At 57.8% G+C, this 22,874-nt stretch carries 26 protein-coding genes; 11 read left to right on the top strand and 15 right to left on the bottom strand.

Annotated features, from left to right (window positions below):
• Positions 1-21: 21 nt before the first annotated feature.
• On the bottom strand, positions 22-672 hold the full coding sequence (locus RBB47_RS12985) for a glutathione S-transferase family protein (RefSeq protein ID WP_305986226.1): 651 nt from the start codon (positions 670-672) through the stop codon (positions 22-24).
• 152 nt (positions 673-824) lie between these two features.
• Here RBB47_RS12985 and RBB47_RS12980 point away from each other — a divergent pair, with 152 nt between their 5' ends.
• The 7 genes from RBB47_RS12980 (at position 825) to RBB47_RS12950 (ending at position 5,170) form a co-directional block, all read left to right on the top strand.
• Positions 825-1,148 (top strand): ArsR/SmtB family transcription factor, encoded by a 324-nt coding sequence (locus tag RBB47_RS12980; protein ID WP_371932782.1) that lies wholly within the window; start codon positions 825-827, stop codon positions 1,146-1,148.
• Positions 1,145-1,636 (top strand): SRPBCC domain-containing protein, encoded by a 492-nt coding sequence (locus tag RBB47_RS12975; protein ID WP_305986224.1) that lies wholly within the window; start codon positions 1,145-1,147, stop codon positions 1,634-1,636. Before RBB47_RS12980 ends, RBB47_RS12975 begins: the two co-directional genes overlap by 4 nt.
• Positions 1,637-1,659: 23 nt before the next feature.
• Complete coding sequence (locus tag RBB47_RS12970) at positions 1,660-2,373, top strand: DUF899 domain-containing protein (protein WP_305986223.1); 714 nt, start codon at positions 1,660-1,662, stop codon at positions 2,371-2,373.
• Between the two features lie 116 nt (positions 2,374-2,489).
• Positions 2,490-2,915 carry a hypothetical protein gene (locus tag RBB47_RS12965; protein WP_305986222.1) on the top strand — a complete coding sequence of 142 codons (426 nt, stop codon included), beginning with the start codon at positions 2,490-2,492 and terminating at the stop codon, positions 2,913-2,915.
• Positions 2,908-3,735, top strand: coding sequence for an RNA polymerase sigma factor (locus RBB47_RS12960; protein ID WP_305986221.1), 828 nt, complete (start codon positions 2,908-2,910; stop codon positions 3,733-3,735). Before RBB47_RS12965 ends, RBB47_RS12960 begins: the two co-directional genes overlap by 8 nt.
• Positions 3,719-3,949, top strand: coding sequence for a hypothetical protein (locus tag RBB47_RS12955; RefSeq protein ID WP_305986220.1), 231 nt, complete (start codon positions 3,719-3,721; stop codon positions 3,947-3,949). The genes RBB47_RS12960 and RBB47_RS12955 overlap by 17 nt, the downstream gene beginning before the upstream one ends.
• Positions 3,950-4,120: 171 nt before the next feature.
• Entirely contained in the window at positions 4,121-5,170 is a 1,050-nt protein-coding gene (locus RBB47_RS12950) for a peptidoglycan-binding protein (protein WP_305986219.1), read from the top strand.
• A 68-nt stretch (positions 5,171-5,238) separates the two neighbouring features.
• On the opposite strand, the gene RBB47_RS12945 is transcribed toward RBB47_RS12950, so the two are convergent.
• The 3 genes from RBB47_RS12945 to RBB47_RS12935 form a co-directional block, all read right to left on the bottom strand.
• Entirely contained in the window at positions 5,239-7,206 is a 1,968-nt protein-coding gene (locus RBB47_RS12945; protein WP_305986218.1) for an ATP-binding protein, read from the bottom strand.
• Between the two features lie 651 nt (positions 7,207-7,857).
• Complete coding sequence (locus RBB47_RS12940; RefSeq protein WP_305986217.1) at positions 7,858-8,259, bottom strand: VOC family protein; 402 nt, start codon at positions 8,257-8,259, stop codon at positions 7,858-7,860.
• A gap of 14 nt (positions 8,260-8,273) precedes the next feature.
• Positions 8,274-8,678, bottom strand: a complete 405-nt coding sequence (locus RBB47_RS12935) for a hypothetical protein (RefSeq protein WP_305986216.1) — start codon at positions 8,676-8,678, stop codon at positions 8,274-8,276.
• A 468-nt stretch (positions 8,679-9,146) separates the two neighbouring features.
• Here RBB47_RS12935 and RBB47_RS12930 point away from each other — a divergent pair, with 468 nt between their 5' ends.
• Positions 9,147-10,703 carry a 2-isopropylmalate synthase gene (locus tag RBB47_RS12930; RefSeq protein WP_305986215.1) on the top strand — a complete coding sequence of 519 codons (1,557 nt, stop codon included), beginning with the start codon at positions 9,147-9,149 and terminating at the stop codon, positions 10,701-10,703.
• Between the two features lie 62 nt (positions 10,704-10,765).
• On the opposite strand, the gene RBB47_RS12925 is transcribed toward RBB47_RS12930, so the two are convergent.
• From RBB47_RS12925 to miaA, 4 genes are all read right to left on the bottom strand, one after another.
• Positions 10,766-11,782, bottom strand: coding sequence for an endonuclease/exonuclease/phosphatase family protein (locus RBB47_RS12925; RefSeq protein ID WP_305986214.1), 1,017 nt, complete (start codon positions 11,780-11,782; stop codon positions 10,766-10,768).
• Between the two features lie 215 nt (positions 11,783-11,997).
• Positions 11,998-12,516 (bottom strand): GNAT family N-acetyltransferase, encoded by a 519-nt coding sequence (locus RBB47_RS12920; protein WP_305986213.1) that lies wholly within the window; start codon positions 12,514-12,516, stop codon positions 11,998-12,000.
• Positions 12,517-12,608: 92 nt separating this feature from the next.
• Positions 12,609-13,181, bottom strand: a complete 573-nt coding sequence (locus RBB47_RS12915) for a GNAT family N-acetyltransferase (RefSeq protein WP_305986212.1) — start codon at positions 13,179-13,181, stop codon at positions 12,609-12,611.
• A 183-nt stretch (positions 13,182-13,364) separates the two neighbouring features.
• Positions 13,365-14,330, bottom strand: a complete 966-nt coding sequence (miaA, locus tag RBB47_RS12910; RefSeq protein WP_371932778.1) for a tRNA (adenosine(37)-N6)-dimethylallyltransferase MiaA — start codon at positions 14,328-14,330, stop codon at positions 13,365-13,367.
• Between miaA and serB the strand changes: the two genes are divergently transcribed.
• Complete coding sequence (gene serB / locus RBB47_RS12905; protein WP_305986211.1) at positions 14,314-15,204, top strand: phosphoserine phosphatase SerB; 891 nt, start codon at positions 14,314-14,316, stop codon at positions 15,202-15,204. The two genes, miaA and serB, sit on opposite strands and share 17 nt — an antisense overlap.
• 218 nt (positions 15,205-15,422) lie before the next feature.
• On the opposite strand, the gene RBB47_RS12900 is transcribed toward serB, so the two are convergent.
• From RBB47_RS12900 to RBB47_RS12870, 7 genes are all read right to left on the bottom strand, one after another.
• A complete protein-coding gene (locus RBB47_RS12900; protein ID WP_305986210.1) occupies positions 15,423-15,929 on the bottom strand; it encodes an Hcp family type VI secretion system effector in 507 nt (168 codons plus the stop codon).
• A 554-nt stretch (positions 15,930-16,483) separates the two neighbouring features.
• Entirely contained in the window at positions 16,484-17,974 is a 1,491-nt protein-coding gene (locus RBB47_RS12895; protein ID WP_305986209.1) for a DegQ family serine endoprotease, read from the bottom strand.
• A gap of 128 nt (positions 17,975-18,102) precedes the next feature.
• Positions 18,103-18,276, bottom strand: coding sequence for a DUF2065 domain-containing protein (locus RBB47_RS12890; RefSeq protein ID WP_371932777.1), 174 nt, complete (start codon positions 18,274-18,276; stop codon positions 18,103-18,105).
• Between the two features lie 8 nt (positions 18,277-18,284).
• Complete coding sequence (hflC, locus tag RBB47_RS12885) at positions 18,285-19,217, bottom strand: protease modulator HflC (RefSeq protein ID WP_305986207.1); 933 nt, start codon at positions 19,215-19,217, stop codon at positions 18,285-18,287.
• A 2-nt stretch (positions 19,218-19,219) separates the two neighbouring features.
• The gene (gene hflK, locus RBB47_RS12880) at positions 19,220-20,416 is read right to left on the bottom strand and encodes an FtsH protease activity modulator HflK (RefSeq protein WP_305986206.1); all 1,197 of its coding nucleotides are present in this window, start codon (positions 20,414-20,416) and stop codon (positions 19,220-19,222) included.
• A gap of 211 nt (positions 20,417-20,627) precedes the next feature.
• Positions 20,628-21,104 carry a GNAT family N-acetyltransferase gene (locus RBB47_RS12875; protein ID WP_305986205.1) on the bottom strand — a complete coding sequence of 159 codons (477 nt, stop codon included), beginning with the start codon at positions 21,102-21,104 and terminating at the stop codon, positions 20,628-20,630.
• 21 nt (positions 21,105-21,125) lie between these two features.
• Positions 21,126-21,575 (bottom strand): dihydrofolate reductase, encoded by a 450-nt coding sequence (locus RBB47_RS12870; RefSeq protein ID WP_371932781.1) that lies wholly within the window; start codon positions 21,573-21,575, stop codon positions 21,126-21,128.
• A gap of 235 nt (positions 21,576-21,810) precedes the next feature.
• Here RBB47_RS12870 and RBB47_RS12865 point away from each other — a divergent pair, with 235 nt between their 5' ends.
• Both RBB47_RS12865 and RBB47_RS12860 read left to right on the top strand, forming a co-directional pair.
• A complete protein-coding gene (locus tag RBB47_RS12865) occupies positions 21,811-22,176 on the top strand; it encodes a TfoX/Sxy family protein (protein ID WP_305986203.1) in 366 nt (121 codons plus the stop codon).
• Positions 22,173-22,853: a DUF2461 domain-containing protein gene (locus tag RBB47_RS12860; RefSeq protein ID WP_305986202.1), complete on the top strand. Its 681-nt coding sequence runs from the start codon at positions 22,173-22,175 to the stop codon at positions 22,851-22,853. Before RBB47_RS12865 ends, RBB47_RS12860 begins: the two co-directional genes overlap by 4 nt.
• Positions 22,854-22,874: the final 21 nt, after the last annotated feature.

Here is a 22,874-nt window from a genome sequence, read left to right as displayed (position 1 = left end):
GGCCGCCCCCGACTTCAAACTCTATTCCGCCGCTTCTGCCGGTGCCTGCGGCGCGGTTTTGGCCCAGGACGGGAGCGCTTCCATGCGCTGGAGCCAGGCCAGGACCTTCGGGAACTCCAGCAGCGGCACCTGTGATTGCGGGTGAAGGGCAAGGGCCGAATGGCTGCCAACCGCGAAATCTGCAACGGTTGGAGCATCGCCCAGAACAAAATCCCGGTCGGCCAGATGCGCTTCCAGAACGGCAGCGAAACGGCGGAAATTTTCCTGACCTGTCTTGATCTTCTCTGCGTCCGCCGGTCCCAGACCGAAGGCCTGTTTGGCGACCGTCTCCCAAACAATTTCACCGAGCGCGCGGTTAAAGTGCTGCACTTCCCATGACATCCAGCGCAGGATTTCGATACGAGGCGCATTATCGGACGGACAGAAAGTCTCCGCGCCCTCACGGTCAGCCAGGTAAATCATGATCGGATTGGCCTCCCACAAAGTGAAATCTCCATCCACGACGACGGGAACTTTCACATTGGGATTGATGGCCCGGAACTCGTCGCTCTGATGCTCGCCCGCGAACAGATTGAAGTTGCGGATCTCGGTTTCGCTGTCCAGCCCAAGCTGATGAACCGCCGCCAACACGCGCCGGCAGTTGGGAGACAAGTCGGTCAAATAGAGTTTCATTGATTTCTCTCCTGTGCTTGCCGGTCTGAGGAACCTCCTGCCCGGCCCTGTCGAGACTTTCACCGGAACGCGGCTTTACTCAACCAATTAGTTGACTATAATGAAATTCGATGATAGTCAACCAAAAGGTTCACTTTATGACTGTGCAGCAAATGGCCCAACTGGATGCGACATTTTCAGCCCTCAGCGACGGTACCCGGCGCGCCATCGTGGCCCGCCTGGCCGACGGCGAAACGACATTGTCCGATCTCGCCGCGCCGTTCGACATGTCGCTGACCGCCGTTTCCAAGCACCTAAGAGTCCTGTCCGACGCAGGACTGGTCGACATAGAAAAACGAGGCCGCACCCGTCACTGCCGCCTGCGCGGCGCCCCGATCAAGGAAGCCGTCGACTGGCTCAGCAAATACGAAGCCTTCTGGATCGACCGGTTTGACGCCCTCGCCCGCCACCTTGCCAAAGAGGAAGATGACAAATGACCGTACAGCAGAGCGAAAAAGAGTTTCTGAAGTCGGAACCGGGGCAAGAGCCGGTAATTGTCGAGGGGCTGTTTCGCGCCAACCCGGCGCGTGTCTTCCGCGCCTTTACAGAGCCGGACGAAGTCCAGAGCTGGTTCGTTCCCAAGTCAGGCGGCCTGGTCTCGGTCGACATTGACCTGAAAGTCGGCGGCAAGTGGTGTTTCGTGATCGAAAAGACCCCGGAAAAACAGATCCATTTCGAAGGCGAATATCTCGCAATCGATGCGCCGAACCGGCTGGAATTCAGTTGGCGCCATGTCCAGGAGTTTGCAGACGGAACGCGAGAGGCAACCGATACGTCGCAGGTCGCCATCACATTCACCGATGCCGGCAAGGCGACGGAGGTGAAGCTTCGTCACGAAGCCATCAAGACAGAAGACGCCCGCCGCGGTGTCGGCGGTGGCTGGAACGGCTGCTTCAAGCGTCTCGACGAAATCGTGGCCGCCTGAAATCCCGAACACAGGAGGAAGAGATGACATCACCCCAATTCGTCAGCCGCGAAGACTGGCTCCAGGCCCGCAAGGATCTACTGGTCCGGGAAAAGGCCTTTACTAGGGAACGCGATGCGCTCTCGGCGGCCCGCAGAAGCCTGCCGCTTGTCCTGGTGGAAAAGGACTACACCTTTGACACCGACAGCGGCAGGAAGAGCTTTGCCGAACTCTTCGGCCCGCATCGGCAGCTCGCGGTCTATCACTTCATGTTCGGTGAAACCTGGGAGGAAGGCTGCCCGAGCTGCTCCTTCTGGGCGGACAATTACGAGCGTCTCGACACGCACCTTGCAGCCCGGGACACAAAGCTGATCGCCATTTCAAATGCACCGCTTGAAAGGTTGCAGGCCTATAAGCAGCGCATGGGTTGGACTTTTGACTGGGTCTCGACCGACGGCAACGGCTTCAGCATCGACTACGGCGTCACCTTCCCGGACAAGAAGGATCCGACCGGCAGAGGCTATAACTACAGCGGCAACGGCACGGTTCATTCGGAAGAACTGCCGGGTGTGAGCACCTTCCTGAAGCTCGACGACGGGCGCATTGGTCATTGCTACTCCACCTATGGCCGCGGGCTCGATATTCTGAACATGGCCTATAACCTGCTCGACATGACCCCGATGGGCCGGCACGAGGAAGACCTTCCATACGCCCAGGCCTGGGTACGCCGCCGCGACATGTATGACGCGGAAAAATAACGTTCTGACAATGGTGTCTCCCGCACTCCGAAATGTGTACAAGAATGAGTTAAAACAATCGCTTGGCGGAGTTTCGTGACTCGATCGTCAAACATCATGGAAACAACGGAGGTTCCATGATGAACTATGCGAAATTGGGTGCAATCGGATTTGGGCTGTGGGGCCTGTTACACATCGCCGGCGCGGGATTCATTTTGTCAGCCACTTTGGGTTCCGGTGCCGCAGAAGGATATGCCGTCTATGGTTATGACGGCGGTCCCCTCCCTGGAGCGACCGGTGCAGTCCTGGCTTACTTTGCCTACTTACTTGCTCTTTCCGGGGCGGCTGTCCTAGGCATCGCAGTCAAGATGAACTGGTCGAATTCGCAGGCCGGCCTGGCAATCAACACGGCTCTTGTCTTTGCAATTGAAGTCGGCCTGATCGTCTTCCTGATCGTGCCAGGCTATCTCTCGTTTCTTGACGCCCTGCCAGGCTTTGTCTTCTTCGCCATCGGCGCCATACTGGGTGGAATTGCCTGCACGCGGGATCCCAGTCATGCCTGACGACCTGATAGCCAAAGCCAAGCAGGGCGACCGCAACGCGTTTTCAAGCCTCGTCGCACAAGATCTGCCGAAGCTGCGCCGGATCGTCCGGCGCATGATCGGACACCCCGAAGACAGCGAAGACATTCTGCAGGAGGGACTTGCCAAGGCCTGGACCGGGATGGCGGCGTTCGAGGAACGGTCCAGCTTCTCGACCTGGGTGACGTCGATCATCACACGGACTGCGGTCGACTACCTGCGCAAACAGAAACGCTGGCGCACCGAGGCGCAGGTTGCCTACGCCAACTTATGTGCGCAGTCGGACGAGCTTTCCGGTGAAGTGGTCGGAGCGATCTCCGATCCTGAATTTGCCTATGAAGTTCAGGAACATATCGCCTATTGCTTCACCTGCGTCGGTCGATCGCTGCCGGTCGACGAACAGGCTGCGCTCGTGCTGCGCGACGTCATGGATCTGTCGGCGCGCGAAGCGTCGACTGTTCTCGGTGTTTCCGACTCTGTGTTGCGCCATCGCCTGTCCGCCGCAAGGCGGGCAATGCAGGACAAATATGAGGGACTGTGCGCCCTCGTCAGCAAGCAGGGGATCTGCCATCAATGCGCGGGTCTGAAGATGGCTGCTGGCGAATCTGCGGACACCGACGCGTTTCCAGATGTATCGGACTTTGCCGACCGCATGGCCGTTGTCCGTAAAGCGGCACCGGGGTCAATGGCCGGACTGCACGACGTCTTTTGGCGCCGGACCAAGCAAATCGAAGAAACCGGAGAAGGCTCAACCGAGCCGATTTCAGGGTGCGGAGAAACCGAAGATGCCATCGAAACCTAAACGCCTGCCGCTGCCAAAACGGTTCAGCGCAGCCCTGACCGAGGAAGCCTATGCGAGGCTGCGCCGCCTCAATGAAGAATGGCACTTTGGAAACAACTACCTCCTCACAATCCTTCTGGAGAACTTCGATGAGATTGTCGATGAGGAGAAGTTTCAAGGCGTGATGCAAGAATTCATCGCGGAATACGGGCAGCCGAAGGGTGGCATGAAATAAACCAGACTTCGGAAAGCCCCTCACCGCTTGCCTCAAAGTAACTTCAATCACAGCCTAAACTTGCGCGGCGAGTAAAATTCTATCCTTAGGTTCAGGACCCTGGAACCCGAGAACGCGCCCTGTTGTCAGCGTGGTAACACCAGCAGCGTTCCGGCCCGCGAGGAGGAGAACATGCTGCCGATCAAGTCGTCTGAACTGAATTCCGTTCCGGAGATTCTGCAGATTTCAATGAGCAATCCGCTGAAGAAGGGACGCCAGGGCGTCGATGTCTGCGCCATGCAAACCTGTCTCGCGAAACTGGGTTACGACATGGCCCACTCGCGCAAACCCTCTGGTGAACTTGATGGCGTTTTCGGCGACAAGACCCACGCGACGGTGGAAGAATTTCAGATCCACCAGAAGATCGAAAAGGACGGCCTTGTCGGTCCGACCACAATCGGCCGGATCGACGATGATGTGGTATCCCTGCCGCGCCCGAGCCGATCAAAACTGGAAAGTGCTTTCAATGTCATCGGCACGCCGGCGCCAACTGCCTTGGCAGACAAGGTCATCTGGCGTCCCTCAGTGTTCGTCCAAGCTGTTTTCAATCAGCTTGAGAAACTGTTTGCTGACGGATTTGTACCCAGGGCAGTGCTTGCACACCTGAAGAAGACAGTGACGATCCGACCGGAGGCGCACGCGACCGAACACCAGGCCCACCATCAGCTGCTGACGATTTTCTATACGCCCGGCAAATATACGCCTGGCGACAGGTTCTACACCGAACCCACCTTTGAGGCCCAGAACGTCCTTCTGCACGAAATCGTGCATGCCATGCGCCATTCCAATCACTTCAACGGCGCGGACAATGAGACACAAGGCTTGACGCGGGTTGTCTATCCGCCCTGGAAAAAGGGAACCGCTCAAGAGAACCATCCCCAGTTCAACATTTTCTTCAAGGATCGTGGCGAGTTCAATGCCATCACGATCACCAACACCTATCGTTCCGAGATGCGTCCGATACCGCTCGAGAACAGAATGCACCGCGGTTATCCATTCCTGCGCAAGGATCACGGCTCGAGCTTCAAGTACCAGACGCTGCCCAATCCGGAGGCGTTCCACAAGGCTGCGGTCTTCAAGTCCTACTTGCGCAAACTCTGGCGGGAGCAACCCGGTCTCTGCAAGATGATCGCGAGCTCAAAGGCTCCTTTCAATCCGATCCGGGATGTTTCAAGGACGTGAAAGCCGGCCCGGCACGCCGGCAAGCGGATTTTCACCGCCGCCGGCGTGTCGCGCCAGACCCTGCCGCCTCAAAGAAACCCGATCGTCGTGGACGCTTCGGGCTTCAGTCTGGCTTCTTTCAGCAACGCGGAGGAAATGTCCGCGACAGAAGGGTCCTTCTTGAACCGCAACTGCGTTTTGACCACGGCGAAGTCTCCGGGTGTCAGGTTACGCATGCGAAGAATTTCTGCAGGCGCATCTGCCCCGAAGTACTTGCGGAACGCGTAAGACAGACCTGACCGGTCGAGTGCCTTCAGTTCCAGTTTGAAATCAAACCGGCGAAGGCTTGCCGCATCCAGCTTCGACGCATAGTTCGTCGCCGCCAGAACCGGTTGGTCGTGACGATCGAGCCAGGAGAGCAGCTCGTTGACCTGTCCTGCTTCCCAACTCGCCTGCGCCGTACCGCGGTCGAACATCAGGCTGTCTGCTTCATCGAAAAACAGAACACCCTGCTCCTGCCGTGCGTCGGCAAAGGCCTCGGCGATGTTGCGCTCGGTTCCGCCGACCCACTTGGACAGAAGATCGGACGCACGTTTGGTCAAGAGCGGCTTGTTGAGGCGCGCGGCAAAGTGATGGGCAAATGCCGTCTTGCCAGTGCCCGGAGGTCCGCTCAGCAACAGCGAAACGTCGCTATGGCCGCCGTCCGCAATGCTCTCCAACACCTCGCCAAGAGGAGGTTCGGTGTTGTAGAGACCCGGATCGACTTCCTGCGCTTCGCGGTAAGGAAGTTCCCCGTCGCGGAGCGTTTTTACCAGCGCGGTCGCGGCCTGTTCGACCGTCCCGCCGCACCCGGCAAGCCTGGAAGCCTTGGCGGCATTGCGCAGGATCGTCGTCGTTTCAGCGGCGCTTTCAACAAGCTCTGAAACGTCCTTCGAAAACGCCACCTTCTCGTCCTGGCAAATCCTCGCAGCAATGCGCTGCCTGGCCTTGCGAGACGGGTAGTCCAGCTTCAGGACGTAACTCATCCGGCGGATGATCGCATCATCCATGTTGCCGAGCGCGTTGCTCGTCCAGATGACCGGAACCGGGTTGTTTTCAAGCATCCGGTTGACGAACACCTTGCTGCCATCACGGCGCGCCATCCAGTCGCCTGCGCTACGCTGCGCATTGCCGATGAAGTCTTCCATTTCATCGAACAGGATGACGGCTTCCTTCTTGTCGCTCAGGACACGTTGCGCAAGCATCAATGCGCTGACGCGGTCGTGACGGTTCGGCTCTTCGCCGTCTTCGTCAACCTCGCCAACGGCATGAAGACGCAGGCCCGCCTCACGGCAGATCACGCGTGCCAGTTCCGTCTTGCCGGTTCCGGGCGGCCCGTAGATCAGGATATTGACCCCTTTTGCCCGCTCGTTGACGGCGCCGGCGATCAGGCCGGCAATGAACGGTGCCTCCTTTGTTTCGGCAAAGTCCGCGATGGTCAGAGCCGTCTCATGGCGTGGACCGACAAGAGCGTCGACAAAGTCCTCGCCCTGGCTCGGAGCGCGGTCGAGCAGCTTTTCCAGCGTCCATTTGATGTCGACCGACACCGCGCCGCCGCGATAGGCCTGAAAGCCGATCAGACCCAGACGGAACACCGGGCTGCGCCGGACGAACCGCAGGGCATCGTGGCTCGAAACGCCGCAAAGCGCTGCAAGCATAACAGGCAGGTCGACGCCTTTGGCCGTTGCGGTTTCCGACAGGCTTTGCAGCTTCGGCAAACGGTCGCAACCGATGAGCAGTGCCAGCAAGGTGCTGTTTTCAATGTCGAGTTCAAGAAGTCCGGCCAGCGTGTCGGAGATTTCCATTACATAAGGCTCCGGTGCTTCCGGCAGCCGCCAGCGCTGGATGGCCTCCTGAAGGCTGTCCCACTCCTTTGCGTTCTGTGTGTCTATGCCCAGGTCAAGCCAGGCCAGATTGTCGAGGGCCCACCCCTTCAGGGCTTTCGCCAGGGGGGCATCTTCGGAAAGCCCGCGGCTCAAGTGGAGCAGCATGGCTTTCACCAGCTGATATTCGTTCATGAATGTCCCAATTCCCAGATCAGGCTCGTTTCGATCGCGTTCACGCGATGCGACTGCCTGAACAGTTTGTCGTTTGTCTGGGGTTATGCGGTCGACTTCAGATCAGCCCCGACCGCAGCACATGGGATGTGCTTACAGCAGAGACTGGCGAGCGACGATGCGCATACCCGGTAGGGTGTTTCTTGCCAGCAATGCGTTTCTCCTTGTTGCGCCGAATTCACGGCTTGAAGTGAGGGGCTTCATACAGCGTTGTGCGTTTCAGTTCAACCGGTGAACTCCAATTTGGTGCAAACCGGGGACACTGTTGCGTGAACACAACACGCGCCTGATCGACCTCGACACGCGCAGTGACGACGTTGCCGGGAAGAAGCCGCGATAGAGCCACCGTTGTCCGGTTTGGACAGTATGACTGCCCCTATGCCCTTGAGAACTCGAGGTAATATCGGCCGCCTTCAGATGGGAACTCAGATAAGTTCTTGCGAGTTGTCGTTCCGGTTGGTCGCGTCATCGACAAGACCAGGACCCGGTACTCTGTGTGGCCGGTGATTGAAAAAGACGGACAGACAAGCGGTTACTGGCCTCAGGCCTTTCGCTTCGATCCAGCCGGAATAGCATTTCAGGAACAATTCTCCGCACCATTCATCTGCTTGGTCAAACACCCATCCAGACCAGCTCCAGCCGTATCCCGCCCGGTTCGGCGAACATCATGTGTTTTCGCGGTCCCGTGCCCATGGGTTCCGGCATGAATTCGACCGCCACGCCCGGCCATGCGGCAACCTGATCAGCCAGACGAAGGAGCTCCTCTTCGCTTTCGACTTCCAGTGCAAGATGATGCAGCCCGATATTGTGGCGCCGATCGAATGTCGTCGGCGGCACCGAATTATCCACTTGCCAAAGAGTAAGCCTCAGATTTCCGTCGGTCATGGAATTTCGCGGATAGCTGTCGTCCCGGGCGGTTTCCGTCCAGCCCAACACGCTTTCAAGAAACGAGGCCGTCTTGTCGAGATCGGCAACAGCCAATCCAAGATGATTCAATCCTCTGGTCTTTGCCAAAGCGCTCTCCAGCTTCATCGCCGCGTCAGCACAACTTCCCGGCCCGATGGCAGCAACTCGCCCCGAAACTCGTCTTTGCTGACCCTGTAAACCGCCGCCACCGGTCGATCGTCACCCAGACGGAAGAACTCGACCGTGCCGCGCTCCCGTTTCCAACGGTTGACCATCAAGAACTCGTCGAGCCCGATACACCCGAATCCCGTGGCACTTCCTTCCCGGTTGTCATTCTTGCCGGACACTTTCAACCGGCATGACAACACGCTGTCAGTCGCCTTGAAATTCCATTCTCCGACGATGCCGCGCTCAACGGCAGGTGTTCCGTCGCTGTTCGAAGGTGCGTCTCCAGGTGATGTCGACGTCGTGTTGCACGCAGCAAGCATGCAGGAGATGAGGATCAGGGAAAAATGAGTTTGTCTCACAAGAACTGCCCTTTTTGGAACAGGATGACTGCAGCCACAGTCGCCGAAAGACGGCAATAGGTGCAACCAAAACATTCTTCGCGCGGGTGCTCCGGCAATCGCCCACTTGCAACAATCCCCGTCCTGCCGTATGAACAATCGCGTTAACCACCTGCTCACGCTTTTGCGGCAGGCTGGGTGGCTGAGACTTGAAGACGACCGAAGGCAAAAGTTGAGACCCATGATCGCGCCTTGCGACATTTCCGGTTCTAGCTACGACGCGCTGGCACAGCGCGGCGGCCTCCTTCTACTTGGCGATCTCCTCCTTCTTAGATGCCCCTGAGCGTCGGCTGTTTCGCGTTTTAACTTGGCGGAACGGGCACTTAGGGGAGATACTTCAAATCACCGCATCACGAATTCCGGATCGCGCTGTGTTCAAGCCTGCCAGTTTCGCTTAGAGCCGCCGATCCAAGCCAGGGACGAAACAAAATGACTGCCACCCAGGAAACGGATCATATCCGCATCTTCGACACCACCTTGCGCGACGGCGAACAATCGCCCGGCGCGTCCATGACGCTGGAAGAAAAACTGCAAATCGCAGAGATTCTCGATGACATGGGTGTCGACATCATCGAGGCCGGATTTCCAATTGCCTCCAACGGCGACTTCGAAGCCGTCAGCGAGATCGCAAGACGTTCGAAGAACTCGGTGATTGCCGGGCTCGCCCGCGCCATTCACGCCGATATCGACCGGTGCGGCGAAGCTGTCAAACACGCTGCCAAGGGCCGGATCCACACATTCGTCTCCACCTCGCCAATCCATCTGAAGTTCCAGATGAACAAGACCGAGGAAGAGGTGATGGAGATCATCACCGACACGGTGACCCGCTCGCGCAACCTGATCGACGATGTCGAATGGTCGGCCATGGACGCCACCCGCACGCCGATCGACTATCTGTGCCGCTGCGTGGAAGCCGCCATCAAATGCGGGGCGACGACAATCAACCTGCCCGATACGGTCGGCTACGCAACGCCTGACGAATACAAGGACATGTTCGAGCAGATCCGCGAACGGGTGCCGAACAGCGATCAGGCCATCTTCTCCGTGCACTGCCACGACGATCTGGGTTTGGCAGTCGCCAATTCCCTGGCCGGTGTGGCCGGTGGCGCGCGGCAGATTGAGTGCACCATCAACGGCCTCGGTGAACGTGCCGGCAACGCGGCGCTGGAAGAAATCGTGATGGCGATCCGCACTCGTGGCGACGTCCTGCAATACACCACCCAGATCGATCCGCAGTTCATGGTGCGTGCCTCCAAGATGGTGGCGGGTGCCTCCGGTTTTGCCGTTCAGTACAACAAGGCGATCGTCGGCAAGAACGCCTTTGCTCACGAAAGCGGTATCCACCAGGACGGCATGCTGAAGAACGCCGAAACCTACGAGATCATGCGTCCGGAAGATGTCGGCGTGAAAGCGACCTCGCTGGTCATGGGCAAGCATTCCGGCCGTCATGCCTTCCGCGACAAGTTGCGTGAACTGGGCTTCGAGCTGGGCGACAACGCCCTGCAGGACGCGTTCCGCCGCTTCAAGGATCTGGCGGACCGCAAGAAGCACGTTTATGACGAGGACATCGAGGCGCTGGTCGAGGACGAAATCAACATCCTGGGCGAAAGCACCAAGGTGATCGCGCTGACCGTGATCGCGGGAACCGGTGGTCCACAGAAGGCCATCCTGACCATGGATGTCAACGGCCAGCATATCACCAAGGAAGCCACCGGCGACGGCCCGGTCGATGCGACCTTCAACGCGATCAAGCTGATCGTGCCGCATGAGGCAACCCTGTCGCTCTACCAGGTGCACGCGGTTACCGAAGGCACCGATGCACAGGCCGAGGTCTCCGTTCGTCTGGAAGCAGAGGGCCGGATCGCAACCGGCAAGGGCGCCGACACCGACACATTGGTTGCGTCTGCCCGCGCCTATGTCTCTGCCATGAACAAGCTGGCGCTGCGCCAGCAGAGGGGCAACCCGGGCGCCTTGCAGGCCGTCTGACACGAACAGATCCCTGAGACGGCGAACCTGCCGTTTCAGGGATCAATCTTTGCGGTTTTCAGTCAGATGAACCGTTTCAGATACTCGTTCGAGTAGTCGATCTCCATTTCCACCCAAATGGGCAGGTGATCGGACATTTCGAAACTTGCGAAGAACTTTTCGTAGTCCTTGTCCCAGTTCTTGTAAGGCTCGCCGCCGCGCGCCTCGAGCGCGATCGGCTCGTAATGATCCTTCTCATCCGGACGGTAAACGGCAGTGCGCCAATCGACACTACCGGACTGAAGGCATCGGGTTCGGCTCTTTTCGCCGGTGAAGGCGATCTGGTCGTAGTGTTTGGTGCCCTTGAGATTGGTCGCCCCGAAGAGTGGTGCGAAGAGCCCGTGCTTCTTTAACCCGGCCATGATTTCATCGTCGCGGGACTCAATGTTCATGTCACCGATCAGGACATAGACCTGACCTTCCTTTTTCGCGCGCTTCGCCGCAAGTTTCGCGAGGATCTCCACTTCAGCCGCGCGCATCTTCTTCTTCTTCTTGGTGCTTCCGCCGAAGATGATGTGAACGCTCATAAGCGTGAACTTGAACCAGCCGGCCTGGAAGGACGCAAAGAATGGTGTGCGCGCAATCTGGCCATGTTCAAGCAGCGCCTCCGGTGGTAGCACGACCTCGCCCACAAGGTTGCGGAAAAAGACCTTGTTGGTGTTGAAAAAGAATGCCTGGCGTTCCGTGTTTCCCTTGCTGCCCTCGGTCACGTCCGTGACGATATACGACCAGTTCGGCCCGAGCAGCGTTTTCAGCTTGTTGAGCGGTTCCAGGTCTTCCTTGACCTCCTGGATCGCGCAAACATCGAAATGTCCGATGATCTCGGCGATGTAGTGAAAGCTCTCGTCGCGGCGCGGTTTGCCGTCATCAAATGCGCGGATGTTCCAGGACCCGATCACGAGGCTGTTCGGTTCACGGTCTCCCAGTTTGCTTTCCGCGAGATCCGCACGAAGCTTCAGCAGGTGTTCCGCGATCCATTTCGCCTTCTCCGGGTTCTTTTCCCGGTCCTTGTACCGATTGAGCCAATGATAAAATGCCATGTTCAAATACCTTGTGCTTGAAATGAATAATGGGCGCGAGGCGCCAATATCCGCCCTGCACCTCTGCTACCGTGACGGGTTCATCTGAAAAAAACAATCAAAAGAATGAAGCTTGCCAAGGCGCAAGCGGCCCCAAATGCGAGTTCGGATTGAATCACTTCCGGCCACACGGCCAGTGTCAGACCGTTCCTGCAAGTGCCGCGCAAGGGAGCTGATCAGACCACGCTGTGCCGCTCGATGAGGTAGAAGGTGCAGGGCACATCGTGCTTTTCCATATCGAACCAGTAGCTGAACCCGGCTTTTTCCATCACCTTCAAGGACGCAAGGTGGTCCGTGTGGGCAAAGGCAATCAGGAACCTGTGGTCGGTGTTTTCAAAAAACCAGCGGGCGAGGCTCTTTGCGATCTCGGTGCCGTACCCTTTGCCCCAGTGGTCGCGTTTCAGGCTGTAGCCGATTTCGTATCCGTCCGGTTGTGTCAGCCAGGAAAGTCCGGCACGTCCGACAAATTCCCCTTCCCGCGTCAGCACCTTCCACTTGCTTATGCCCGAATTACGGTGCTCGGCCACATAGTTTTTCAAGCGCCGCTCGACCTCCTCGGCGCTCATCGGCGACGGACCGGGTGCGAGGTATCGATTGACCTCGGGATCGGAATGAAGCTCGAAAAGGAGGTCAAAATCGCCTTCCTCAAATGGCTCGATCCGAAGGCGCTCGGTTTCAAGAATGGGATTAGTCAAAATGTCATTCATCCAAAAGAAAAGCCGCGCTAAGCACGGCTGAGAGTACGGTTTCTTTCGGTCAAATTCCAGCCTGCAACCGGCAGTAGCGTTCAGGCGGTCATCAGGTAGGATTGCATGGATGGGCTGAACATCTGGAAAACGTCCGCCTGCATGCCCTCGATCACCTTGCTTTCCCGGTGATAAAAGCCTGTGTCCTGAATGACTTCCCGGACAGCGCAGTTGTCTGTGCGGATCACGGCGACCAGGTGGGAGAAATAGGTGTTCTCGAAGAACCAGCCCACAAGTCCCGTGCAAAGACGATTGGCAAGGCTTTCGTCCTTCTCAAGCACCTCGTTCGGCAAGCAATAGTTCAGGCTGATCTCGGAGGTTTCGCTGATCGGCGTAAAACCCGCCCAACCGAGAAACCGGCCGTCGGCGGCAATGGCTTTCCATTTGGCGAAGCCGAGGTCTGCCTGGTTCTGCATGGCAGATCTCACGAAGTCCGTTGCGTCGGCGATCGTGCAATCAGTTGAAAATTCTGTGCATCGGTTTCCAAAAGGGTCGGAATGAAGGTTTTTGACGAGATTAATATCGGACGGGGAAAAGGGAACAAGCCGCACTGAGCCACATTCGAGAAAAATCGTCTGCACCGTGGTCCTCCCAAGCTGTCGGGTCACTTTCATCCATCCGGTGAAGATTTGAGAAATCTCCTGAACCCGGAGGCAAGACATGTAACCCTGGATTGCGCCGACCCGAAGGCAGACAAAAGTATAATGTCAATAATGGCAAAAATATATTCGTATTACCAACAGGTTATCGTGAAACTGCCTGCTGCAGCGCACTACCCATAAGTTGACGTGATAAACTTATTTCGGATCCAAAATGTCTTCTACATTGATTCCAGCTGCCGGATCAACCCGTTGCCAATCGGGCATCTGATTGCGGAACCAGGTTTCCTGCCGCTTTGCGTATTGCCGCGTTGCAACAGTGAGCCTGTGGACGGTTTCTTCATAACCCGCCTTTCCGGACAATAAGTCGCGGATTTCCGCGACTCCAATCGCCCGCATGGCCGGAAGTTTTGGTGACAGTCCCTGTTCCAGCAGGGCTCTGACTTCCTCAATGCCCTCCTCTGCCAGCATAAGGCGAGCGCGCCGTTCGATCCGTTCGTGCAGCCAGGGACGAGGTGGCGCGAGAACGATCCGGAGGCACTCACCTTTCGCTAAGAATGGCGCCGATTGCGACGTCGTTTGCCATGTACTCAGTGGCTTGCCCGTTGCCATTACCACTTCAAGCGCGCGCGCCAGGCGCTGCGGATCAGCAAGCGTTGCCGCGCTTTCGTGATCTCCAAAGTGGGCCAGTTCCTCTTTCAGACGCGCGACGCCTTCCTGATCCGCAAGATCCCGCGCCTGCTCGCGAATTTCAGAGGGAATCTCCGGCATCTCGGCAAAGCCCTCGGTCAATCCCTTGAAGTAGAGCCCGGTGCCGCCGACAAGCACCGGCAGTTTGCCGGCGGCCCGGACAGCCTCAATTTCCTCGGTGGCAAGCCGGAGCCACGCCCCGGTTGAAAACGCTGTCGAAGCTTGAAGAACCCCGTAAAGCCGGTGCGGGACCTCTCTCTCCTCCTCATCAGACGGACGCGCGCTCACAAGACGAAGGTCTTTGTAGAGTTGCATGCTGTCGGCGTTGATGATCACGCCATCCAGTTCGCTCGCAAGGTCAATGGCCAGGGCGGACTTGCCGCTTGCCGTCGGTCCAGCTATCAGAATGACACGGCCACCAGCCACCTGTTTCCTCTTGTCTTTCAGGGATCCGCTCATGTCTCTCGTCGCCACTTTGGTCTCCACACCGACAGCTCCTGCCGTGGATCAGGAACTTGTCCGTCGGGCGGAGGATCGTCTGGGCGCAAGCGGTGCCTCGACCATCCTGAGCCCCGGTGTTGCTGCCGATATCCGGTTTGAAGGCCCAAATGCAAGCGCTGCCGAAGTGCTCTTGCGCGAAATCACCGGTTCCGCACCCGTTGATGTCTTTGTGCAACCGGAAGAGGGCCGCCGCAAGCGTCTTCTCATTGCCGACATGGACTCCACCATGATCCGGCAGGAATGCATTGATGAACTGGCAGCGGAGCTGGGACTGAAGGCGAGAATCTCCGACATCACCGAGCGCGCGATGCGCGGAGAAATCGAGTTCGAGCCGGCCTTGCGCGAACGGGTTGCGCTTCTCGCCGGACTGCCCGTTTCTGCGATCGATACCGTGCTCAGCAACAGGATCGTTCTCATGCCGGGCGGCCGCACCTTGGTACAGACGATGAAATCGCACGGCGCCTATTGTGCCCTGGTGTCGGGGGGCTTTACCCATTTCACAAAGGCGGTCGCCGCCATGATCGGCTTCGACGAAAACCAGGCAAACACGCTTTTGGAGGAAAACGGCAAGCTGATCGGCAAAGTCGCTGAACCCATTCTGGGACGAGACGCCAAGAGAATCCGGCTGGAAGAACTTGTCGCCGAAAAGGGATTGGACTTTGCAGAAACGCTCGCTGTCGGAGACGGGGCCAACGATCTTGCCATGATCGAGCGGTCCGGCACAGGTATCGCCTACCGGGCGAAGCCGGCCGTTGCCGAAGCCGCCGATTTCCGCGTCGACCACGGCGACCTTACCGCTTTGCTCTATCTGCAAGGCTACGCAGAGAAAGACTTCGTCCTGAGCTGATGATCGGGCAATCTCCGTCCGCAGCGCCGTCGCCGGGTTGAATTGGTCCACCGGAGGCCCGGCATCAGCCAATAAGGCTCTGGTGGTTTCCGAAGACCACAGGTGACGCTCGACCCGACAAAAGAACGCCCGGCACAAGGGCCGGGCGGAGGTTGCAGACGATCAAGGTGGGACCGTCCGCCATAAGCCATATTATCCAGCTCTGAGTTTGCAGCTTCTTATGTTGCGCGATAATCGTCGGACGCGCTGGTGCCTGCAACTTCGTGGGTCCATTCACACTTGCGGAAGGTGAAGGAGAACTCGTCGAGGTCGCCGCGGGACGCATTGGCTTCGTCGTTGACGTCCTTGATCATGGTCTTGCCGTCAACGAGAACCGCGTCTTCGTACTTGATCGTGTAGTAGTGCTCCTGAACGCCTGTTGTCGCCGTGCGCCAGAAGTGAATTTCGATTTCCAGGGCTTCACCGGTGGCCAGTGCCTGCCACAGAAGAGCTGTTGCCTTGTCGACCGGCTTTTGGAACGTGGCCGGCATATGACGGCGGCGGGCGATGATGGTGCCGGACTGCGGATCACGTGGAACAACGGCGTTCTGTTCGAAGGCGTAGACCAGGCAAGTGCTTTCCTTGCCTTCCTGCCACAGGTTGCCGATGCTGTCTGCGGTGGTTGCGTCAGCTGAGATGTCGCCCTGGGAGGCACCCTTGATGGTCATGTATGCGATGTTGGACATTTTGACTTCCTCTGTATCTTGATCCTGTGAACTCTCGTTCGATTTCCGGGGGCGCCGTTGCTTTCGTGTTCAGCGCCGGTATCAAGTGAAATTGCAACGGGTGTGCCAGTTTCGATAATTTTCTTTATCTCATTGTTTCTAAATAAACTTTTCTTCTTTCCCGGCGAATTAACAACTGTGTCATTGTGCAGTTTTCTGCACAGTTGACCCAAAGCCGGGAAAAAAAACGCGCAATATCGGCGTGACGAAAGTCACATAAAGAACTTGTTGACGTCGAAACACCGCTGAAACACCGGCACTGAGCAGCCAGAAAGCCGGTCTTGCATGTTCCAGGAGCCGCAACCACGCCACTTTCGAGGCTCGTACACAAACGCATCAGCCGATCAAGTGAGCGGATAAGACAAGTGTGCAGATTTCCGCAGCGTCAGATCGCAAGAACCCGAATGTGTGGTTCGCTCATTGCACTATAAGTCTTGCGCCTGAGCACTGTTCCAGAAGCCACGAAAAAGGGGCGCTGTTGCCAGCGCCCCATTTCCAGGTCAAGTATTTGAAGCCTACTCGTCCTCTATCCGGACTGGCACAAAGCGAACATCTCCGGTCGGGTTGGCCAGCAGAAGCAGAGCAGACCTGCGGCCATCATCTTTGAGCTTGCCGATTTCCGCTTCCACATCGGCAGGCGTTTCCACCGGCTCCTGTGCGACTTCCTTGATGACATCGCCGGCCGTGATCCGTTTTTCAGCCGCTGAAGAATCCGGCAGGACCTCGGTAACGACCACGCCGGTCACATCGGTATCGATGGAGAACTGCTCGCGCAGATCATCGTCCAGCTCGGCCAGCATCATGCCGAGAACTTCGCTTTTGGCGGCGGGTTCTTCGACCGGCTCTTCATCCGTCTTGACGCTCGCTTCTGTTGGTGTGTTTTCCTCAAGGCGCTCGAGGATCACATTGATCGTGACTTCTTCGCCCTTGCGCAGGACGACCACTTCGACTTCCTTGCCGATGGCCGTTTCAGCCACCATGCGCGGCAGTTCCCGCATCGCCTCGACTTCCCTGCCATCGAACCGAAGGATGACATCACCGGCTTCGATCTTGGCTTTGGCGGCCGGGCCGTCATCCGTCACACCGGCAACGAGCGCGCCCATGGCTTCATCCATGGCAAGGCTTTCGGCAATCTCGTCCGTAACTTCCTGAATGCGAACACCCAGCCAGCCGCGACGGGTTTCACCGAATTCGCGCAACTGGTCGATCACCCGCATGGCGGTCTTCGCCGGAATGGCAAAACCGATACCGATGGAGCCGCCGGACGGTGAAATGATCGCCGTATTGATGCCGATGACATTGCCTTGCATGTCAAAGAGCGGGCCACCGGAGTTACCGCGGTTGATGGAGGCATCCGTCTGGATGAAGTTGTCATAGGGCCCGGAATTGATATCACGGTTACGCGCCGAGACGATCCCGACCGTAACCGTTCCACCCAGGCCGAACGGGTTCCCGATCGCCATCACCCAGTCGCCGACACGAATTGTGTCGGAATCACCGAAGTCGACCGCCTTGAGCGGCGTTTCCGGTTCGACCTTGAGCACGGCCAGATCGGTTTTCTCGTCCGTACCGATGATCTCGGCGCGGAGTTTTGTCCCGTCATTGAAGTTGGCGGTGATTTCGTCAGCACCTTCAATCACGTGATTGTTGGTGATGATAATGCCTTCCGTGCCATCGACCACAAATCCGGAGCCGAGTGACTGAACCCGGCGCGGCGCCTGATCATTGTCCCGGTTCTGACGATTGAAGAATTCCTCAAAGAACTCCTGGAACGGAGACCCGTCCGGCACCTGTGGCATCGGAACCGATCTGCGTCCCTGCACAGTCTGCGCGGTGGAGATATTGACGACGGCATCTGCGAGATTTTCCGCGAGATCGGCGACAGAAACCGGTCCCTGCGCCTGTGCTGTGTGAACAGGCTGGAATGCAATCATTCCGCCAAGCATGAGGCCCGCCGCAGCAAATGCGATCCGGGTCATGCGACGGCGAACAAAATTTGGAGCCATAGGGCTTTCTCCTCATCCCTTCCGGTACGGCTGTCAGGAAGAAAAAACAGCCGCGAGCTTCTTAGGTCTTGTATCCAGAATATAGAACGGGCGGGAGATTTTTGCCCCTCCCGCCCGGAAACTTTTCGTTATCCGCGTATGATCCACACAATAATAAGTCCCAATGCGGCGACAACGAGACCGGTTGTGCGAAGGGTCTGGTCTGATGTTTCCAGCGCGCCTCGCATGATGGATTTCATCCCGCCAGGCAAAAGCGCATAAAGAACACCTTCAATCACCAGAACCAGACCAATCGCGGTCACCAGGTCATTCATTGAGAGGCAAGCGACGGCGAGCGCGTCGAGATGCCCGTACCTCCATCATCTTCCACAGCCGGTGCATTTACGCCGGTCGGATCCTTGAAGAACCGGAAGAAGCTGGAATCCGGAGACAGGACAAGACTGGTATCGCCTGACTGAAGACCGGCTTCATAGGCCTGCATGGACCTGTAGAAGGCGAAGAATTCAGGGTCTGCACCGAAGGCTTCAGCAAAGATCCGGTTCCGCTCTGCATCACCGTCACCGCGGATGATTTCCGCATCCCGGTTGGCTTCAGCTTCAATGACCGTTGCATCACGATCCGCACGGGAGCGGATACGGCGAGACTGCTCTTCACCCTGTGCGCGGATTTCCGTTGCTTCCCGCTGACGTTCCGTCTGCATACGCGCATAAATCGCCTGAGAGTTGGCATCAGGAAGGTCCGCGCGGCGGATCTTCACGTCAATGACCTCAATTCCCAGTTCTTCCGCGTTGGCACTCACATCACGGCGGATGTTTTCCATCACGCCCGACCTGTCGTCGCGCACGAGCGCCACGAAGCTGGTCCGACCGACTTCCGACCGCAACGAAGACTGCAGAAGGGTCGACAGACGCCTGTTGGCCGTCAAAACGTTCTGAACACGCTGATAGAAGAGAACCGGATCAGAGATCCTGTAGCGCGCGAACGCGTCCACGATCAGCCTCTTCTTGTCGGAGGAGATCGGCTCGAGCGGAGGCATGTTGAGGTTCAGGATACGCTTGTCCATGTAGACGACGTTCTGAACGAACGGGATCTTGAAGTAGAGCCCGGGTTCGGTTTTCGGTGCTTCGACAATCTGACCGAACCGCAGGACAAGTGCCTGCTGGGTCGGATTGACGACATAGACCGACAGGTAGCCGATGACAGCAATGACAACGACGACAATTGCGATAATACCGCTACGCATGATCAGTTACCTCCCGTCCGTGTGGACGGCGCTGTGCCACGTCCGTTCAGATCGTTCAGCGGCAGGAACGGCAGGACGCCGGAACCCGATGACTCGCTGTCGATGATGATCTTGTTGTTCGCACCAAGAACCTTTTCAAGTGTCTCGAGGTAGAGACGCTCCCGCGTGACATCGGGCGCCTTCTGGTATTCCTCGTAGATCTTGCTGAAACGCTGGGACTGACCGGTTGCTTCCGCAATGGTCTGATCCTTGTAACCGTTTGCCTGTTCAAGAACACGTGCTGCCTGACCGCGGGCTTCCGGGACGATCCGGTTGGCATAGGCTTCCGCTTCGTTGCGGATACGCTCCTGGTCGGCGCGGGCCGCCTGAACATCGCGGAAGGCTTCAATGACCTGTGCCGGCGGGTCAACCCGCTGCATCTGAACTTCGGTAATCTCAACGCCTGCGCTGTAGGAATCGAGCGTCGTCTGCATCAGCGTCGCAACGTCGTTCTGAATGGAAACGCGGTTTTCAGTCAGGATGGCGTCGATGTTCGAACCGCCGACGACCTCACGCATGGCGCTTTCGGCAACGGCCTTCACCGTACCAGCCGGTTCCTGAATGTTGAACAGGTAGTTGGTGATGCCCTCGGTCGTGTTCTTGACGCGCCAGAGCACCTTGAAGCCGACATCGACGATGTTTTCATCGCCCGTCAGCATCAGGCTTTCTTCCGGAATGTCGCGCGCGCGGACCGCACCGGACGTGGAGAAGGTCTCATCCACACCGACCGTTGTTTCGCGCTGCAGCTCGACAGCAGGCTTGTACACTTCACCGATCGGGTAAGGCAGATTGTAATTGAGGCCCGGAGACGTCAGCCCGCGAACATCACCAAGCACCAGCTCAACGCCGCGCTCGCCTTCGTCCACCGTGTAGATGCCTGTCGCCAGCCAGCCAATGACGCCGATGCCGATCACAATCAGAATGCCGGCAAATCCGAGGCCGCCACCGCCACCACCGGGCAGCACGGTCTTCATGCGGTCCTGCGTTTTTTTCAGGAGTTCTTCCAGGTCCGGCGGGTTACCACCGCCGCCGCCACCGCCCCGGTTCGGACCTCCTCCCCACGGGCCGTTGTTGTTTCCACCGCCGCCCCATGGGCCGCCGTTGTTTCCACCGCCACCCTTCCAGGGGCCACCGCCACCTGACTGATTGCTCCAAGGCATCAAGACTTCCTTCTTTGAACTCCGGCAGGCTGTGCCGGAAATGGGCATTCGCCCGTTCTGACTCACCGTTGGTTATAGGGAGGTTACCTTATGCTTTCAACGAAAAGCCCAGTATATGTCCCACGTAAAACCAGTATGTTTTCCCGTGCCGCAGGTGGGTGTCAGACAGGGCCGTGTCAAGTTAAATGCACCGAAACTTCGAGAGTTAATGTTAACCCGGCGCGCTTTCGCGCCTGATCATGTCGACATGGGGGATGCCGTCTTCGAGATAAACGTCCGAAACTGTCTCGAAACCAAGGGAATTATAGAAGTTTTCCAGGTGCGCTTGCGCGGACACGTGGATCGTGCATGCAGGAACCAGCTCCCGGGCTTTGTCGATACCAGCCAGCATCATTTTGCGACCCAATCCGCCACCCCTGCCGGCCTGCGCAATCACGACGCGGCCAATGCGCGCACTTGCCGCTTCCGGCTCGCCGAGCAGCCGGATGGTACCCACAAGCTGGCCGGAGGCTGCGTCCCGCACAAGGAGATGCAATGCCTCCGGATCCTTGCCGTCAATGTCCTGGTAGAGCGATTCCTGCTCCAGAACGAAAACATCCTGACGCATCTTCAGGAGATCGTGCACGTCCATCGGACCCAATTCGTCAAGGCGTGCCCAACGGGCAATCGTTGTCTCTGTAAAGCTCATTGTCCCGCTCGTTAAGTCCCGTCAGGCCTTGCGCCGGTAGGTGATGAACGAAAACGCCGCACTGTCTCTTTCGGAGCGTTCGCCGCGGATTCGCCCGGTTTCTTCCCAAACAGCAGGGTCAATCTCCGGAAACCGTGTGTCGCCAGCCGGTTCGGCGTCGACTTCCGTGATTTCCAGCCGGTCGGCTCGTTCCATCGCCTGCCGATAGATCTGGCCGCCACCGATACAAAAGACCTCGTCGACGCCAAGCTCCGCGGCGAGCTCCTGCGCCCGCTCCATCGCACTGTCAAACGACGTCGCCGTTTCAACACCGTCCGGGGCGTAGTCCGGATCACGTGAAATCACCACATGCGGCCGCTCCGGCAAGGGCCTTCCGCCAAAAGACAGGAAGGTCTTTCGCCCGGCTATAACAGGTTTGCCGAGAGTGAGGCGCTTGAAGTGCTTGAGGTCCGAGGAAAGTTTCCAAGGCATGTCGTTATCTGCACCAATGATCCCGTTGCGGGCGACAGCGGCAATCAGAACAAGGTCCGGCAAGGCTCTCTCCGAATCCGGTTTGCAATTCCAGGTTCGCCTCCTAGCATGAAATCGGGCGTCCGCAGAATTTCCTGGCAACTAATTTCACGAACTTGTCGGATTCTTCCAGCGCTCTCCGTCCTTGTTGTCGAAACGTGTTTCTGAGGGGAATTAGGGGAAGGGAAAACTTCAAATGTCCAATCTCATGGAAACTGTCCTGGTTGAGCGGACGCGCGCGCTCATTCCGGACACAAATGTCGAACAGAAGCGCATGTTCGGCGGCACCTGCTTCATGGTCAACGGCAATATGCTGGTCTGCACTTCCAAGAATGGATTGATGGCCCGGGTCGGCAAGGAGCAGGAAGCCGCGGCGCTCGCCAAGCCGCATGCCTCGCCATGCCGGCCGGCAGGGCGTCCAATGCCCGGCTTCATCCGGATCGAACCGGAGGGGATTGAAAGCGACGAGGATCTGAGGGACTGGGTAGAGATGGCGCGCACCTACGTCTGCGCCCTGCCCGCCAAACCGAAAAAGGCACCAAGCGGAAGGGGCGCCAGATGATCGCTCCCGGATTTTCCGCCGAAACCTTCAAGTTTCTGAACAATCTGAAAAACAACAATTCGAAGGCCTGGTTCGATGCAAACAAGGCGGACTACCAGGCGTTCATCAAAAAGCCCGCAGACGCTTTTCGCTCCGCTTTGGGTCAGGATCTTGCCGACCTCACCGGCCACGACATGATGTCCAAGCAGTTCCGGATCAATCGGGATCTCAGGTTTTCCAAAGACAAGACCCCCTATAACACCCATATCCGGATGGCGTTCTGGCCAAAGGGCGGCGCTTTTGAAGGAAGAGAAGCGCAGCCGCCGAGCTTCTTTCTGTCGGTGGAGCCGGAGCTCATCCGCTTCGGCACCGGCTGCATGGCTTTTTCCAAGCCGGTTCTGGGCAGATATCTAAACGCGCTGGAAACGGGCCAAGGCGAGGACATCGAGAACCTGCTGGACAAACTGACCGGTGAAGGTTTCGAACGGTCAGAACCAGACCTTGCCAACGTCCCGCGCGGTTTTCCAAAGGACCATCCTCACGCAGGACTTGCCCGCCACAAAGGACTGGCCGTCTGGAACACGGTCAGCGACCCCCAAGCCCTGACCGGCGACGCTGCAACAGCATTCATGATTGATGCGTGGGCACCAACCCTGCCGTTCTGGCGATGGCAGGTTAGTCTTTCCGAGGCCGGGTGAAGGCAGGTGGTGCAGTCCGGT

The sequence above is a fragment of the Roseibium sp. MMSF_3544 genome (genome assembly GCF_030732845.1).
In the GTDB taxonomy this organism is placed as follows: Bacteria; Pseudomonadota; Alphaproteobacteria; order Rhizobiales; family Stappiaceae; genus Roseibium.
The sequence above is the reverse complement of the archived record's forward strand: the minus strand, read 5'-3'. Positions and strand labels throughout refer to the sequence as shown.